This window comes from Actinocatenispora thailandica, from assembly GCF_016865425.1.
Lineage (GTDB): Bacteria > Actinomycetota > Actinomycetes > Mycobacteriales > Micromonosporaceae > Actinocatenispora > Actinocatenispora thailandica.
The window spans coordinates 7,129,639-7,145,794 of sequence record NZ_AP023355.1 but is presented as its reverse complement, the minus strand read 5'-3'; the positions used below and the strand labels follow the sequence as shown (position 1 = coordinate 7,145,794).

Sequence of the window (16,156 nt, the reverse complement as noted above, 5' to 3'; positions counted from 1 at the left end):
TTCCACCTGTCCACGCAGCGGACCGGTCAGCTCTCCGACCCGTCCGTGCTCGACTCGTCCGTGCTCTTCTGGTCGCCGGCGTCGGCGGCCTTGCCCGACTCGGTCGCCGCCTCGGCCGGCGGCGCGTCCGGGTCCGGGTCGGCGACCGCGACCATCGCCGGTCGCAGCATCCGCTCGCCGTGCCGGTAGCCGCGCCGCATCACCATCACGCAGGTCGGCTCCGTCACGTCCGGCGACAGCGAGTGCGCCACCGCCTCGTGGTGCATCGGGTCGAACGGGTCGCCGGCCTCGCCGTACGGCGTGAGGCCCGCCTTGGTCAGCGCCGAGACGAGCTGGTCGGCGACCGCGCCGAACGGACCGACCAGGTCACCGTGCTCGCGGGCCCGGTCCAGGTCGTCCAGCACCGGCAGCAGCGACGCCAGCACCGCGCCGGTCGCCTGCTCGGCGGCCACGTTGCGGTCCCGCTCGACCCGCCGCCGGTAGTTCGCGTACTCGGCGACGACCCGCTTCAGGTCGGCGGTGCGCTCAGCGAGCTCGGTACTCAACTTCTCCACCTCACCGGCGTCGGGCGCGGCGGTCGGCTCCGACGTACCAGCCGCTGCGGGCTCGGCATCCGCCGCCGCGGGCTCGGCATCCGCCGGGGCGGCGGTCTCCGTACCCCCGCGGGGCGAGGTGCCGTTCGGATCGATGCGACGCCGGTCGCGCACGACTATCCGCTCCTCCTGCTCTTCGTCCTCGCGCGGGCCGGTGCCCCCGGCGGCCGGGGGCACCTTTCCTGCGTCGGCGCTGTTGCGCTCGGTCACTTCTTGTCGTCCTCGTCCACGATCTCGGCGTCCACGACGTCGTCCTTGCCACCCGCGGCGGAGCCGGCCTGCGCCCCCGCGTCACCGGTCGCACCGGCGCCGGCGGCACCCTCGGCGCCCGCCGAGGCACCCTCACCGGCGGCCTGGGACGCCGCGTACATCGCGGCACCGGCCTCCTGGGAGACCTTCGCGAGCTTCTCCTGCGCCGTCTTGATGGCCTCGATGTCCTGGCCGCCGAGCGCGCCACGCAGCTCGCCCAGGGCCTCCTCCATCTCGGACTTCTTGTCGGCCGGGATCTTCTCGCCGTTCTCCGCGAGGAACTTCTCGGTCTGGAACTGCAGGCCCTCCGCCAGGTTGCGGGTCTCCGCCTCCTCGCGACGCTTCTTGTCCTCGTCGGCGTGGTCCTGCGCCTCGCGCATCATCCGCTCGATGTCCTCCTTCGGCAGCGAGGAGCCGCCGGAGATGGTCATCGACTGCGCCTTGCCGGTCGCCTCGTCCTTGGCGGACACGTTGACGATGCCGTTCTCGTCGATGTCGAAGGACACCTCGATCTTCGGCACGCCCCGCGGCGCCGGCGGCAGCCCGGTCAGCTCGAAGGTGCCGAGCTTCTTGTTGTACGCGGCGATCTCGCGCTCGCCCTGGAACACCTGGATGAGCACCGACGGCTGGTTGTCGTCGGCGGTGGTGAACACCTCGGACCGCTTCACCGGGATCTTGGTGTTGCGCTCGATCAGCTTGGTGAACACGCCACCCTTGGTCTCGATGCCCAGCGACAGCGGGGTCACGTCGACCAGCAGGACGTCCTTGACCTCGCCCTTGAGCACGCCGGCCTGCAGCGCGGCACCGACCGAAACGACCTCGTCCGGGTTGACGCCCTTGTGCGCGTCCTTGCCGACCAGCTCCTTGACGACCTCGTTCACGGCGGGCATCCGGGTGGAGCCGCCGACCAGGATCACGTCGTCGATGTCGGACACCTTGATGCCGGCGTCGCGCACCGCCTGCTCGAACGGGGCCTTGGTGCGGTCCAGCAGGTCCTGGGTGAGGCGCTGGAACTCGCTGCGGGACAGCGAGATGTCCATGTGCAGCGGGCCGTCCGGGCCGGCCGTGATGTACGGCAGGTTGATCGTGGTGTTCGTGGTGGCGGACAGCTCGATCTTGGCCTTCTCCGCAGCCTCCTTGAGGCGCTGCAGGGCCATCTTGTCCTTGCCCAGGTCGACGCCGTGCTGCCCCTGGAAGGTCTGCACCAGGTGCTTGATGATGCGCTCGTCCCAGTCGTCGCCGCCGAGGTGGTTGTCACCGTTGGTGGCGAGCACCTGGATCACGCCGTCGCCGATCTCCAGCAGCGAGACGTCGAACGTACCGCCGCCGAGGTCGAAGACCAGCACGGTCTCTTCCTTGTCGCCCTTGTCCAGCCCGTACGCCAGGGCGGCCGCGGTGGGCTCGTTGATGATGCGCAGGACGTTGAAACCGGCGATCTCGCCGGCCTCCTTCGTCGCGGTGCGCTGCGCGTCCTCGAAGTACGCCGGGACGGTGATCACTGCGTCGGTGACCTGCTCGCCCAGGTAGGCCTCGGCGTCGCGCTTCAGCTTCTGCAGGGTGCGGGCGCTGATCTCCTGCGCGGTGTACTTCTTGTCGTCGATGTCGATCGACCAGTCGGTGCCCATGTGCCGCTTGACCGACCGCACGGTCCGGTCCGGGTTGGTGATCGCCTGCCGCTTGGCGACCTCACCGACGAGGACCTCGCCGTTCTTGGCGAACGCGACGATCGACGGGGTGGTGCGGGCGCCTTCGGCGTTCGCGATGACGGTGGGCTCGCCGCCCTCCAGGACGCTGACCACAGAGTTGGTGGTGCCGAGGTCGATGCCGACCGCACGTGCCATGTTGTCTTCCTCCGATACTGATGCCAGGTGGCCGTTTTCTGGTGCCATGTGGCGAAGTTGAGTGCGCTTGACTCAATGTTGACGCGACCGTGGACCGATCGTCAACTCGGGTTGAGTCTGTCTCACGCAACCTTCATGGTCACACAACGCGGCACCCGGGGTTCGCATTCCCCCGGACGGTGCCGGAACACGGCTACGACCAGTGACGGAGCACACCGGGCGACCCATCCGGGCCGACCCGGTCGGCGGTAGCGGGTCGGAGGCGCCGGGCAGGTCAGTGCCGGCCGGCGTCCCCGGCGGCGCGCAGCGCGCGGGGCAGGTTACCGAGCACCGGCAACTCCTGGGTAGCGCGGGCACGGTGCCCGACCAGACGCTCGGCCGAGCGCTCGATCGGCACCTCGGCAGCGTCGGCGGGGTCCGCGCGGCGGCGCCGGCCGCGGGTCGGCGCGCCGGCCCGGGTCGCCGGGACGAGACCGGCCGCACGCTGCGCGAACGACGGCCGGTCCGCGGCCACGGCATGCCGGCCGGTGCCCTGCGCGGGCAGTTCGGTGACCTCCCGGCCGGGGTCCGGCTCGGCGGCATGGGTCGCCGGGTCGATGCCGGCCGCCGCGCCGGCCGGCCGCAGCGGCGGCGCGGCCGACCGCACCACTCGCCCGGCCGCGCCGGCGTCGCCGGTCGCCCGGGGCGCGCCGGCCCGCCGCACCACGCTCGCCGCCCCGGAGTCGGCCGCCCGCCGAGAACCGCCGGCCGCCCCCGCGGCGTCCGACCGCCGCAGCCCGCCAGCCGCCCCGGGGTCGGCCGCCCGCCGCGGCGTCGTACCCGGTGGGCAGACATCGGCGAGGATCGAGTCGGCGACCTCCCAGCTCGGGCACGGCCACGAGCTGTGACATTCGGCGCACTCGGTACCGAGCAGGCTGTCCGGCTGGTGCCCGTACCAGATGTCGGCGGCGAGTGCCCACGCCGTCACCTCGACGACCGCCGCCGGTGGCTGGCGCGGCGGCGGATCATCCAGCGTGTACGGACTGCGCATGGCTGCGGGTACCTCCTCGGCCGCGGCGCGGCGTCCCCCTGCCGGTCGCCGGCCACTCGGCTCTGTTCGAGTCGCCGGCGGGCGGCCCGCCGCACGGCTGGTTTGCGGGCCGCGCCCGAAGCCGTACGGATTCCGGGGCCACCCCTGGCGCCTCTACTGCTAACGCAAAACCACCGAGGGCGGTCACGCAAGCACTGTCCGTACCGGTGATTGCGGAAGGCCAGGTTGCCCGGGGTGAACACGTAGGGTGTGAGCGTCGGATCGGACCCGTTCGGCCGGAGTTCGCGGGTTCGCGCGCCCGACCGGACAAACCCGGCCGCGCGGGGCCGGTCGGCGGCCGGGCGGCGGGCCGGACCCCACGTGCTACCGGCGAGTAATAAGCTGTCGGCAGCCCACACCCGCAACCCGGGAGGAACGCGGACCATGCACGCGCTCCAGATCGTCGCCACCGCGGTGGCCTGGCTGGTGTTCGCCGGCGCCGTCGTGATGGCCGTCCGTGCCGCGCGATACTTCGTCCGGCTGTTCCGGGTCGGCGCGAGCGACCCGAGCCGGTTCGTCGCCAAGGGCCAACGCACCGCGACCATGCTGCGCGAGATCCTCGGCCACACCCGGATGCTCAAGTGGACCCGGGTCGGCGTCGCGCACTGGTTCGTGATGGTCGCGTTCGGCTCCCTGCTGTTCACCATCGTCGAGGCGTTCGGCGAGGTGTCCAACCCGCGGTTCGAGTGGCCGGTGATCGGCCACTGGACGGTGTACGGCCTGCTCATGGAGCTGATCGCCGGCCTGTGCTGGGTCGCGATCACGGTGCTGATCATCATCCGCCAGGTGAACCTGCCGCGCCGGCGCAGCCGGTCGCGGTTCCTCGGCTCCACCGCCTGGCAGGCGTACTACGTGGAGTGGACGATCTTCGCGATCTGCGCGTCGATCTTCGCCATCCGCACCTTCAAGATCGCCGCCGGCGACTTCCCGTACCCGACCTGGGCGACGCCGCTGTCGCACGCGTTCGGCTCGATCTTCACCGGCATGTCCACCGACACCGCGCTCACCCTGGTCACGGTCTGCGCCCTGGTCAAACTGCTGGTGTCGTGGGTGTGGTTCATCGTCATCGGGCTGAACCTGACGATGGGTGTCGCCTGGCACCGGTTCCTCGCGTTCTTCAACATCTTCTTCAAGCGCAACTCCGACGGTGCCGCCGCGCTCGGCCCGCTGCGGCCGATGATGGCCGACGGCAAGCCGCTCGACTTCGAGGAGGCCGACCCGGAGAAGGACCCGTTCGGGGTGGCGCAGGTCGAGCAGTTCAGCTGGAAGGGCCTGCTCGACTTCACCACCTGTACCGAGTGCGGCCGGTGCCAGTCGCAGTGCCCGGCCTGGAACACCGGTAAGCCGCTGTCACCGAAGCTGATGATCCTGTCGCTGCGCGACCACGCGCACGCGAAGGCGCCCTACCTGCTCGCCGGCGGCGGCAAGGACGCCACCGGCGAGGAGAAGGCGAGCCAGGAACAGCTGGCCGGGGTGGACGCGCTGGCGCTCGCCGAGGCGGACCGCCCACTGATCGGCGGCCCGGACGAGAACGGCGTCATCGACCCGGACGTGCTGTGGTCCTGCACCACCTGCGGCGCCTGCGTCGAACAGTGCCCGGTGGACATCGAGCACGTCGACCACATCGTCGACATGCGCCGCTACCAGGTGCTGATCGAGTCGAGCTTCCCCACCGAGGCCGGCGTGATGCTGCGCAACCTGGAGAACAAGGGCAACCCGTGGGGTGCGAACCCCAACACCCGGGAGGACTGGACCAAGTCGCTCGACTTCGAGATCCCGCGGGTGGGGAGCGACGAGGCCGCGGACTTCGAGTACCTGTACTGGGTGGGCTGCGCCGGCGCGTTCGACGACCGGGCGAAGAAGACCGCGAAGTCGGTGGCCACCCTGCTGCACGAGGCGGGCGTCAGGTTCGCGATCCTGGGCGAGGGCGAGACCTGCACCGGTGATCCGGCCCGGCGGATGGGCAACGAGTTCGTGTTCCAGATGCTCGCCCAGCAGAACGTGGAGACGCTGAACGAGGCGTTCGAGGGCCGGGAGAAGGCGCAGCGCAAGATCGTCGCGTCCTGCGCGCACTGCTTCAACACGCTGGCCCGGGAGTACGAGCAGCTCGGCGGCGAGTACGCGGTGGTGCACCACACGCAGTTGCTGGCCGACCTGGTGTCCGCCGGCCGGCTCACCCCGGTCACCCCGGTCGACGGCGGTGTCACCTACCACGACCCGTGCTACCTGGGCCGGCACAACCGGATCTTCGAGCCGCCGCGCGAACTCGTCGGTGCCGCCGCCGGCAACGGTACGGCCGGGGACGGCGCGGCGGGCGGGCTGACCGAGATGCCACGGTTCGCGGAGCGCTCGTTCTGCTGCGGCGCCGGTGGCGCCCGGATGTGGATGGAAGAGCGGATCGGCAAGCGGATCAACGTGGAGCGGGTCGAGGAGGCCCGCTCGACCGGGGCGAAGACGCTCGCGGTGGCCTGCCCGTTCTGCATGACGATGATGTCCGACGGGGTGAACGCCACCAAGCCGGACGGGGTGGACGCCGAGGACGACATCGAGGTGCTCGACGTCGCGACCGTGTTGCTGCGCTCCATCCAGCCGGCCGAGCGCGGTGGCGCGCCGGCACAGCACGGGTAATCTGCACGTCGTGGAGCACGCAGCCGGCGGCGACGATCGACCTGGTCCGGGTCGATCGTCGGCCGAGCCCGCCCCGGCCGCGGCCGGCCGGGCGAACGGGAAGCACCCCGTGCTGCGCGACGACCCGCTGCAGCCGGGTGACGACGAGCCCTCCGAACAGCCGGACGATCCGGACCAGCCGATCTGGCAGCGGCACCGGCCACCGATCTGGTACCAGCCTCGGGTGCTGCTGGCGGTGCTGATCGTGGTGGTGTTCGTCGGTGCGGTGGCGCTCGCCGCCCGGCACGGCACCTGGCCGCCGAAGGCGCAGTGTGGCACGCCCAAGATCACCGGTTCGGTCGGCCACGTCAAGAAGGGCAACCCGGTGTACTGGGCGGCCACCGGCAGGACCGCCGAGTACGCGGTGACCTTCGGCGCCACGTCCGCCCGGGTGGTCGGCGGGACCGTCCAGCCGGTCGGCAGCGAGTCGATGGCGGACGGCAAGGCGTTCGTGGTGCGGCAGCCCGCGACGCTGTCCGGCTGCCGGTACATCGGGCACTTCGCCATGCCGTTCCCGACCGGCGAGTACCACCTGCGACTGTTCCGGATCGACGGCTCGACCGTGACCCAGGTGGCCAGCGCCCGCGTCGACTCGGACGGGTGATCACGCTGTCGACGGTTCTACCGCTGGCCGCATTCGTGCTGCTCACCGGGGCGAACGCCTTCTTCGTGGTGGCCGAGTACGCGCTGGTGACAGCAGACCGGGCCACCATCGAGCGGCAGGCGACCGGCGGCGACCGGCGGGCCCGGCAGGTACTCGCGGCGTTTCGCCGGCTGTCGTTCCAGCTGTCCGGGGCGCAGCTGGGGGTCACGCTGTCCGCGCTGCTGACCGGCTACCTGGCCCAGCCCGCGCTGGCGAGGCTGCTCCGGCCGCTGTTCGACGGCCTGGGTGGCGAGGTCGCGGCGAACATCGCCGCGGTGCTGGCGCTGGTGATCGCGACGCTGTTCTCGATGCTGTTCGGTGAGCTGATCCCGAAGAACGCGACGCTGGCCCGGCCGATGGGCGCGGTTCGGGCGGTGACCCCGATCCTGCGCGGCTTCTCGGCGGTTTTCGGGTGGCTGATCCGGATCCTGAACGGCTCGGCGAACGCGGTGGTGCGCCGGTTCGGGGTGCAGCCGCAGGAGGAGCTGGCGAGCGCCCGGTCCGCGGAGGAGCTGGGGTTGCTGGCCGCGATGTCGGCGCGGGCCGGGGCGCTGCCGCGGGAGACCGCGATGCTGGTGCAGCGGACGATCCGGTTCGGTGACAAGCGGGCGGCGGAGGCGATGACGCCCCGGGTCGACGTGGTGGCGCTGCCGGCCGAGTCGACCGTCACCGACATGCTGGCGCTGGCCAACGAGTCGGGGCGCAGCCGCTTCCCGGTGTACGTGGACACGCTCGACTCGATCGTCGGGGTCGCGGTCATCTCCGACGTGCTCGCGGTACCGCCGGATCAGCGGCGGGCCACGCTGGTCCGGCGCTACGCGCGCGAGCCGGTCTTCGTGCCGGAGAGCCTGCGGCTGGACAAGGTGCTGGAGGCGCTGCGGCAGGGCGGTCGCGACCTGGCCGTGGTGGTCGACGAGTACGGCGGTACCGACGGCGTGGTGAGCCTGGAGGACCTGGTCGAGGAACTCGTCGGCGACATCGAGGACGAGTACGACCGGCCGGAGGAGGAGTCGGCGTCGGCGCAGGCGGTGGAGATCACCGCGCCCGGTGTCGACCCGGCGAAGCTGGTGCCCGGCGTGTTGCGCGCCGACGAGCTGTACGAGCAGTGCGGCTTCCGGCTGCCCGACGGGCCGTACGAGACGCTCGCCGGGTTCGTGCTGGCCCAGCTGGGGCACATCCCGGTCGCCGGGGAGAGCGCCGAGCACGACGGCTGGGAGTTCACCGTCACGTCGGTGGAGAAGCACCGGATCGAGCAGGTCCGGGTGCAGCCGCCGGTCGGCTGGGAGCCGCCCAGCGAGTACGTCCCGCAGGACCCGTCGTGACCGCCCCGAACCGGCGCACGGCGTCGACGCGGGCGTCACGTGGCGGTACGGGCGTGGAGGTGTCACGGTGAGTGTCGGGGCGCTGGTCGTCACGGTGGTGCTGCTGGCCGGCAACGCGTTCTTCGTGGCCGGCGAGTTCGCCATCATCGCCTCCCGGCGTACCCAGATCGAGGCGGAGGCGGGCCGATCGCGGCGCGGCCGGTGGACGCTGTCCGCGATGAGCCAGCTGCCGCTGATGGTGGCCGGTACCCAGCTGGGCGTGACGATCTGCTCGCTGGGGCTGGGTGCCGCGGCCGAGCCGGCGTTCGCCCGGCTGCTGCGGATCCCGTTCGAGGCGGTGCACGTACCGGACGGGTTGGTGCATCCGGTGTCGTTCGTGCTGGCGCTCGCGATCGTCACCTACCTGCACACGGTGCTGGGCGAGATGGTGCCGAAGAACCTGACCCTGGTCGGGCCGGAACGCGCGGTGCTGTGGCTGGCGCCGCCGCTGCTCGGGTTCTGCACGATCACCCGCCCGGTGCTGATGGCCGTGCAGTGGCTGGCCCGGCTGGTACTCAAGCTGTTCCGGATCGAGCCGCCGGACGAGGCGAAGTCGGTCTTCAACGCCGACGAGTTCGCCGGGCTGGTCAGCGAGTCGCGTACCGAGGGGCTGCTGGCCGAGCCGGAGCACGCCCGGCTCGCCGGCGCGCTGGCGCTGGGCCGGCTGACCGCGGCCGACGCGCTGCTGCCGTGGATGGACGTGGTGGCGGTGCCGGACGACATCTCACCGGCGGCGCTGGAGCTGACCGCGAACCGCACCCACCGGTCCCGGTTCCCGGTGGTGGCCCGGTCGTCCCGCCGGGTGCTCGGGTTCATCCACGTCAAGGACGTGCTGGAGGTGACCGGCCCGGCCCGGCGCAAGCCGCTGCCGGCGACCGCGATCCGGCCGCTGCCGGTGGTGGCACCGAACCGGACGCTCGCCGACCTGCTGCTGTCGATGCGCCGCGGCCGGCACCACATCGCCCTGGTCGGTACCGAGGGTGCGCCCATCGGCATCGTCACCCTCGACGACGTGCTGTCCGCCGTCGTCGGTACCTCCGAGTCCGCCGCCCCCCGAACCCGCTGACGACCCGGTTTCCGTTGTTCGACGATCGGCGGTTTCCGGGCCGATTAGCCTGAGTACGGGCACGTCGCGGGTGCCGGTGTGGCCGCCAGCGGGCGATCGGAGCGCCCGGACCGGGCTGAGGTGGGGCGGCGTCGGCGGTTCGCGGCGCGCTGCAGCGCGGGCCGAGGAACGGGGACGGGGCGATGCCGAAATCCGGCCGGTCACTGGTGTCATGGCGTACTCGCTGGCGGGTCTACGAGTACCTGCGCAACACGCTGTGGATCGTCCCGTTCGGGTGCGTCGTGCTGGCCGTGGTGTTGGCGGTCGTCATGCCCGACGTCGACCGGCACACCACCGCCACGATCGGGATCCGGTTCGGCTCGGACGCCGCCCGCGGCGTGCTGGGGGCCGTCGCCAGCGGCATGATCACCTTCACCGGTTTCGTCTTCTCGATCCTGCTGCTGGCCGTGCAGTTCGGTTCGAACCAGTTCTCGCCGCGGATGTTGCGGCGGTTCCTGCGCGATCCGACCACCAAGATGGCGCTCGGCACCTTCATGGCGACCTTCGTGTACGCGCTGATGGTGTTGCGCGTGGTGGGCACCGGGAACGATGCGAACTTCGTCCCGGACAACTCGATCTCGGTCGGGCTGCTCCTTCTGCTGTTGAGCATGCTGATGTTCCTGCGGCTGCTCAGCCGCACCACGCAGGGGCTGCGGGTGGCCGCGGTGCTCGCCGATCTCGGCCGCGACGCGCGGCGGGTGATGGACCGGATGTACCCGGATCCGGCCGGGGCCACCGAGTCGCCCGGCCCGGAACCCGGAGACCCGGCGCGGGCCGTCGGTTACCGCGGTGGTCCGGCGATCGTGCAGAGCGTCGACCTGCCGAGCCTGGTCGAGCGGGCCCGGCAGGCCGACGCGGTGATCGAGTTCGTGCCCCGGTTCGGTGACCTGGTCGCCGACGGGGCACCGCTGTTCCGGCTGTACGGGGACCGCGCCGCCGCCATCGGCGACGACTGGCTGCGCTCGACGGTGGCGACCGGCGACGAGCGGAACCTCCGGCACGATCCGGCGTTCGCCTTCCGCCTGCTCGCGGACATCTCGGCCAAGGCGCTGTCGCCGGGTGTGAACGACCCGACGACGTCGGGCCAGGCGCTCGACCAGATCGAGCTGCTGTTGCGGCAGATCGGTGGCCGCCGGCTCGGACCGGGCGTCGGTGTCGACGCCACCGGCTCGGTCCGGGTCCGGTACCGGGTGCCGTCCTGGGAGGACTACCTGAGCCTGGCGATCGACGAGACCCGCCAGTTCGGCGCCGGCTCGATCCAGGTGGTGCGCCGGCTACGCGCGCTGCTGCGCAACGTTCGCGCCGCGGTCCCGGAAATCCGGTGGCCGGCGATCGACGCGGAGCTGGCGACGTTGAACGCGTCCGCCGGACGGATGTTCCACGAGGAGTCGGACCGGCTCGTCGCGGCGGCCAGCGACGGGCAGGGCCTCGGCGCGACCGACGACCCGGGCCCGCCGCCGCCGTCGGCTGCCTGACCGGCGCAGGCGTGGGAGGGGCGTCGCCCCTTCCCGCGCCTGCGCCGGGTTGCCGCCGACCTTCCCGCGGCTGCGCCGGGTTGCCGCGGCGTACGGGGCTGGCCGTTCGTCCACCCCGGCATCGTGCCAGCGCGTTACACGGGCCGTACCGTCACCTGGTCGGCGCGGACGAAGCCGATCCGGTGCCCGAACTGGATCTCGTAGTACCGGTCGTGCCCGACCACGACGGTGTGGTCGTCCGGCAACGAACTGTCGATCGTCTTCGCGTAGTAGTAATCGGTGACCACGTTGGTCAACCCCAGCGGGTAGCGCTGCCCGGCGCTCATCGTGTAGCCGAGATCGGTGACCGACTGCACCGGCACGGCCGTGCCGTCGTAGGCGCTCGCCTCCGGGTACGCCTTGCCGTAGATCGGCACCGTGGCGCCGCGCTTCGGCGTCGCGACGAACCCGTGCGCCGCGGTCGCGGTGCGGCTGCGGTGCGGGTCGAGGAACCACGCCTTGACCCCCGCGTACCAGATCGCGGTCCAGTCACCGGACCGGCCGGCGAGCGCGAACTGCTGGCCGTCGACCGCGCGGGCCGCCCAGTCGGCGATGTCGGTGGTACCGGGGCCGGCGTGCAGGCCCGGGTCGGACACCAGCGGCGAGTCGGCGCTCGGCCCGGTGTGCAGGTAGACGAAGTTGGTGCCCTGCGCCGCGCACGGGGTGCCGGAACCGGACTTGTCGCACCCGGTGACCGGCTGCTGGTTGGTGGCGAAGTCGGGCGAGATCGTCACCAGGCCGCCGTGCCGGCTGCCGCGCTGGGTGTGCCCGCGCACCAGCTCCATGTAGTGGTTCCAGTCCCAGTAGGGGCCCGGGTCCCAGTGCATGTTCCGGATCCCGCCGGCGGTGGTGGCCGGTACGTTGTCGTGCCCGATGATGTGCTGCCGGTCCAGCGGGATCCGGTACTTCGCGGCGAGGTAGCGCACCAGCTTCGCGGACTGCCGGTACATCGCCTCGGTGTACCAGGTCGCGCCGGTGGCGGCGAACCCCTCGTGCTCGATGCCGATCGAGTGCGCGTTGATGTACCAGTTGCCGGCCTGCCAGGCGACGTCGGTGTTGCGCACCATCTGCGTCACGTGGCCGTCGGAGCTGCGCAGCTCGTAGTGCGCCGCCGCGTACGCCGCCGGGTTCTGGAACCAGCTCAGGGTGCCGTTGTAGTAGCCCTCGTTGTCGTGGATGACGATGTACTGGATCTTCAGCTTGCTCGGCCGGTCCGCGGTGTCGTAGTTGCCGTAGTCGGCCTTGTCCGCGCTGTTCAGCGCGTAGGCGGCCGGCACGAAGTCGCAGTCCATGCTGGCCGGGCACGCCGGCTTCGGGGTGTCCGCGTCGGCCTTCGCCTCGGCCAGGTGCAGCGCCGCGAGCTGGCCGGTCTTCGGGGCCACCGACGGCTGCGCGGCCAGCCGTACCGGGTCGCCGCTGTCCGTGCGGCGGGCCTCGCCGTCGCGGATGACCTGGTACACCTCGTCGGCGAACTCGCGCGCGCCGGCCGCGTCGGTGGCGCCGGAGTAGCGGGCGACCGCGCCGTACCAGTCGGCGGCGGCGCTGCCCGTCGCGCCGAGCTGCCGCTGGTAGTCGGCGAGCAGCGCGGCACCGGCGTCGATGTTGGCCGCCGGGTCGGTCCGCAGGGTGCTGGTGCTCGCCCCGGTCAGCGCGGCGGCCGCGTCCATCGTGTGCAGCGCCGGGTCGTCGGTGGTACCGGCCGGCCGGGCCGGCGTGGTCATCGGCCGCGCACCGTCGCCACGGGCGTCGCCGCGCGCGGTCGGCGCGGCGACCCGGGACACGTCGGTCAGGTGCATCGGGCCGTACCCGCCGGCGCTGCTCGGCTGGCCCGGGTGCGCGTCCCACCGGGACTCCAGGTAGGAGACTCCCAGCAGGACGGACAGCGGCACGTGGTGGCGGGCCGCGGCGGCGGCGAACTGCTGCTGCCGGTCGGCCCCGGTCGCGGTCGGCGCCGGCGCCGCCGTACCGGCCGCTGCCGGTACCAGGGCGACCAGGCCGGCGGTGGCCGCGAACGCGGCGGCGAGTCTTCGGGATGGCGGTCGGTGCATCGGGTTCCTCCCTCACGGAGCCGCCCCGGGGTGACGGCGTCACCCCGGGGCGGGCAATGGCTGTCAGGCGGGGACGACGACCACGTCGGCGGCGTTCACGAACGCGATCCGGTGGCCCAGCTGGATGCGCAGGTACCGGTCGTGGCCGTGCACGTCGGTGTGATCGCCCGGGATGCTGTCGTCGATCGTCTTCGCGTAGTAGTAGTCGGTGACCGCCCGGCCTCCGTACACATAGGACTGTCCGGAGTGGATGGTGTAGGTGAGCGGGCTGATGCTCACCGGGGGGATGTCGGCCGGGAAGGCGGACTTCTCCGGGTAGGCGACGCCGTAGGTCGGGATGCTGTCCTTACCCGGCTTCGGCCGGACCACCAGCGCCCGGGACGGCGACGCCGCGCGGGTGCCGTCGAACCACACCTTCGCCCCGTCGTACCAGATCGCGATCCACTTGCCGTGCCGCCCGGCCACCACGTACTGCTGGCCGGCGCTGGCCTTGTCGCCCCAGTCGGCGGCGCAGTCGGTACCGCCGGTCTGCTGCGGGTCCAGCCCCGGGTCGTCGAACAGCGGCGCGTCGTCGCTCGGCCCGGTACGCAGCCAGACGAACGAGCTGCCCTGCTCGGCCACCGGCTGGTTCTGCTCGCAGTCGCGCACCTGCTGCCTGTTCGCCGCGAACCGCGGGTCGATCGTCACGACGTGCCGTCCCGGCAGCGGGATCGTCGGCCGGCCGAGCAGGTTCATGAAGTGGTTCCAGTCCCAGAACGGGCCCGGGTCCCAGTGCATGCCCGGGATGCCGGCGGCGCTGATGCCCGGCACGTTCTCGTGGCCGAGGATGTGCTGCCGGTCCAGCGGCACGTCGTACTTCGCGGCGAGGTAACGGACCAGCGCCGCGGTCGAGTGGTACAGCGGCTCGGTGAACCAGGTCGCGCCCTGGACCGCGAACCCCTCCTGCTCGATGCCGATCGAGTGCGAGTTGATGTACCAGTTGCCGGCCTGCCAGGCCACGTCCTTGGTGGGCACCATCTGCGTCACGTGCCCGTCGTTGGACCGGACCACGTAGTGCGCGGACACGTAGCTCGCCGGGTTGGTGAACGTGTCGAGGGTGTCGGAGAACGTCTCCTCGGTGTCGTGCAGCACGATCGTGTCGATCTTGACCTGCTTCGGCCGGTCGGCGACGTCGTAGTTGCCGTAGTTGCGCGGGTTCGAGCCGTCGCCGTCGAGCTGGTACGCGGCCGGTACGAAGTCGCAGTCGAGCACCCGCGGGCACTCCGGCCGGCGGCTGCTGGCCGGCTTCGGCAGGCCCAGCTCCGCCACCTCGGCGCGCTTCGGCGTCACCTTGCGGGCGGTCAACGTCAGGCGCTGGCCGTCCGCGGTGGTGGCGTGCGCGCCGGCGGCGATGGTCGCGTACACCGAGTCGGCGAAGCTCTGCGCGCCCTGCTCCGTGGTTGCCTGCGCGTACTTCGCGACCGCGCCGTACCAGCCGCCGACGTCGCCGGGCAGGCTGCCGTGCCCCAGGTCGCGGGCGTACTTCGCGAGCAGCGCGGCGCCGCCGTCGATGTTGCTGGCCTCGTCGCCGCGCACCGTCGCCGGATCCACCCCGAGCAGCGCAGCCGCGGTACGGGCGGTGTGCCGGGCGGCGCCGTCGGCGGTGCTGCCGCCGGCCGCGGCGCTCGGGCGGACCACGCCGTCACCGCGCTGGCTCCGCTCCGGCGCGGTGCCCTTCGCGCCCCGGGTCGCGGCGGCCACGTCGGTGAGCGCCATCGGCCCGTACGCGCCCGAGGTGCTCGGCGCGCCGCCGTGCGCCTCCCAGCGCGTCTCCTGGTAGGACACCGCGAGCAGCACGTCGGCCGGTACTCCGGCGCGGCTCGCCGCCGCGGCGAACTCGGCCTGGCGCCGGGCGGTCCCGGGCGTGTCCTGCGCGCCGGCGCCGGTGGCCATGGCCCCGGCGCCGAGCACTCCGGCCGCGGCGACCGCGGCAACTCGAACGATGCGTCGCACAGCCTCATCTCCTCGTCGGCGATGGTCACCCGTCGTTTCGGGTATGGCGGTTGATCAGACGCTAACCGCTTGTGGACACACTTGTCCGACCTTGCGCCGACGTCAACACCCGCCGGTCCAAGGGGTGGGTTTTGGAAGAATTTTTCACCGGCCGGTAACGGCAGCCCCTACCGAAGCGGCGGAAAACACCCCGGTGAGCGGCGGCGGGCATCACGGCCCGCTGCCGGGCCGAGGCGGGGCGGCGGCCGGAGCGGGACGGGGGTCAGCTGGTGGGCCAGGTGCGCCAGTTCTGCCAGGAACGGCTCGGTGTCGGGCCGCGCTGGCCCTGGTAGCGCGAGCCGTAGACGGCCGAGCCGTACGGCGCCGAGGCGGGCGAGGACAGCCGGAAGAGGCACAACTGCCCGATCTTCATCCCCGGCCACAGCATGATCGGCAGGTTCGCCACGTTGGACAGCTCCAGCGTCACGTGGCCGGAGAAACCCGGGTCGATGAACCCGGCGGTGGAGTGCGTCAGCAGCCCCAGCCGGCCCAGGCTCGACTTGCCCTCCAGCCGGCCGGCCAGGTCGTCCGGCAGCGTCACGACTTCCAGTGTCGAGGCCAGCACGAACTCGTTCGGGTGCAGCACGAACGGCTCGCCGTCCGGCACCTCGCGCAGGCTGGTCAGGTCGTCCTGCTGGCGGGCCGGGTCGATGTGCGTGTACCGCGAGTTGTTGAACACCCGGAACCAGCGATCCAGCCGCACGTCGATGCTGGACGGCTGGATCAGCGCCGGATCGTACGGGTCGAGGCGCAGCCGGCCGCCGTCGATCTCCTTGGCCAGATCCCGGTCGGACAGCAACATTCGCGCAGCGTACCGACCGCGCCGGGGTGGCACCCGCACCGGCCCCGGCGGCGCCGCCACGCCGGCCCGGCCCGTTCCGCGGTAGCCGGCTCGTTCTGTCGTTGCGCGGGCCCGACCGCGGCACGGCTCGTTCCGCGGGCCTGGCCGCGGCACGGCTCGTTCCGCGGGCCTGGCCGCGGCACGGCTCGTTCCGCGGGCCTGGCCGGCGAGGAAAACCTACAAGAGATGTTTTG

Annotated in this window: 11 protein-coding genes; 5 read left to right on the top strand and 6 right to left on the bottom strand. The window is 72.2% G+C overall.

The genetic code is table 11. From position 1 onward, the window contains the following. Positions 1–26: 26 nt before the first annotated feature. The 3 genes from grpE to Athai_RS32335 all read right to left on the bottom strand — a co-directional run bounded on the left by grpE (position 27) and on the right by Athai_RS32335 (position 3,713). Positions 27–707, bottom strand: coding sequence for a nucleotide exchange factor GrpE (gene grpE / locus Athai_RS32345; protein WP_420829858.1), 681 nt, complete (start codon positions 705–707; stop codon positions 27–29). A gap of 92 nt (positions 708–799) precedes the next feature. Then, positions 800–2,683 (bottom strand): molecular chaperone DnaK, encoded by a 1,884-nt coding sequence (gene dnaK, locus Athai_RS32340; RefSeq protein ID WP_203964984.1) that lies wholly within the window; start codon positions 2,681–2,683, stop codon positions 800–802. Positions 2,684–2,957: 274 nt separating this feature from the next. Then, entirely contained in the window at positions 2,958–3,713 is a 756-nt protein-coding gene (locus Athai_RS32335; RefSeq protein WP_203964983.1) for a hypothetical protein, read from the bottom strand. 423 nt (positions 3,714–4,136) lie between these two features. On the opposite strand from Athai_RS32335, the gene Athai_RS32330 reads away from it, so the two are divergent. From Athai_RS32330 to Athai_RS32310, 5 genes are all read left to right on the top strand, one after another. Further along, positions 4,137–6,380, top strand: coding sequence for a (Fe-S)-binding protein (locus Athai_RS32330; protein ID WP_203964982.1), 2,244 nt, complete (start codon positions 4,137–4,139; stop codon positions 6,378–6,380). Positions 6,381–6,489: 109 nt separating this feature from the next. Beyond that, a complete protein-coding gene (locus Athai_RS32325) occupies positions 6,490–7,023 on the top strand; it encodes a hypothetical protein (RefSeq protein WP_203964981.1) in 534 nt (177 codons plus the stop codon). Further along, entirely contained in the window at positions 7,020–8,384 is a 1,365-nt protein-coding gene (locus Athai_RS32320; protein WP_239157298.1) for a hemolysin family protein, read from the top strand. The genes Athai_RS32325 and Athai_RS32320 overlap by 4 nt, the downstream gene beginning before the upstream one ends. A gap of 67 nt (positions 8,385–8,451) precedes the next feature. Further along, positions 8,452–9,489: a hemolysin family protein gene (locus Athai_RS32315; RefSeq protein ID WP_203964980.1), complete on the top strand. Its 1,038-nt coding sequence runs from the start codon at positions 8,452–8,454 to the stop codon at positions 9,487–9,489. 206 nt (positions 9,490–9,695) lie between these two features. Continuing rightward, entirely contained in the window at positions 9,696–11,003 is a 1,308-nt protein-coding gene (locus Athai_RS32310) for a DUF2254 domain-containing protein (protein ID WP_203964979.1), read from the top strand. A 134-nt stretch (positions 11,004–11,137) separates the two neighbouring features. Here Athai_RS32310 and Athai_RS32305 read toward each other — a convergent pair whose 3' ends face one another. The 3 genes from Athai_RS32305 to dcd form a co-directional block, all read right to left on the bottom strand. Beyond that, positions 11,138–13,090 carry an N-acetylmuramoyl-L-alanine amidase gene (locus Athai_RS32305; protein ID WP_203964978.1) on the bottom strand — a complete coding sequence of 651 codons (1,953 nt, stop codon included), beginning with the start codon at positions 13,088–13,090 and terminating at the stop codon, positions 11,138–11,140. Positions 13,091–13,153: 63 nt separating this feature from the next. Further along, positions 13,154–15,082: an N-acetylmuramoyl-L-alanine amidase gene (locus Athai_RS32300; RefSeq protein WP_239157297.1), complete on the bottom strand. Its 1,929-nt coding sequence runs from the start codon at positions 15,080–15,082 to the stop codon at positions 13,154–13,156. A 262-nt stretch (positions 15,083–15,344) separates the two neighbouring features. After that, positions 15,345–15,923, bottom strand: a complete 579-nt coding sequence (dcd, locus tag Athai_RS32295; RefSeq protein WP_203964977.1) for a dCTP deaminase — start codon at positions 15,921–15,923, stop codon at positions 15,345–15,347. Positions 15,924–16,156 lie beyond the last annotated feature (233 nt).

Coding starts and splice junctions, on each gene's coding strand:
- dnaK (WP_203964984.1), bottom strand. CDS start 2,683: ATGGCACGTGCGGTCGGCATCGACCTCGGCACCACCAACTCTGTGGTC.
- Athai_RS32335 (WP_203964983.1), bottom strand. CDS start 3,713: ATGCGCAGTCCGTACACGCTGGATGATCCGCCGCCGCGCCAGCCACCG.
- Athai_RS32330 (WP_203964982.1), top strand. CDS start 4,137: ATGCACGCGCTCCAGATCGTCGCCACCGCGGTGGCCTGGCTGGTGTTC.
- Athai_RS32305 (WP_203964978.1), bottom strand. CDS start 13,090: ATGCACCGACCGCCATCCCGAAGACTCGCCGCCGCGTTCGCGGCCACC.
- dcd (WP_203964977.1), bottom strand. CDS start 15,923: ATGTTGCTGTCCGACCGGGATCTGGCCAAGGAGATCGACGGCGGCCGG.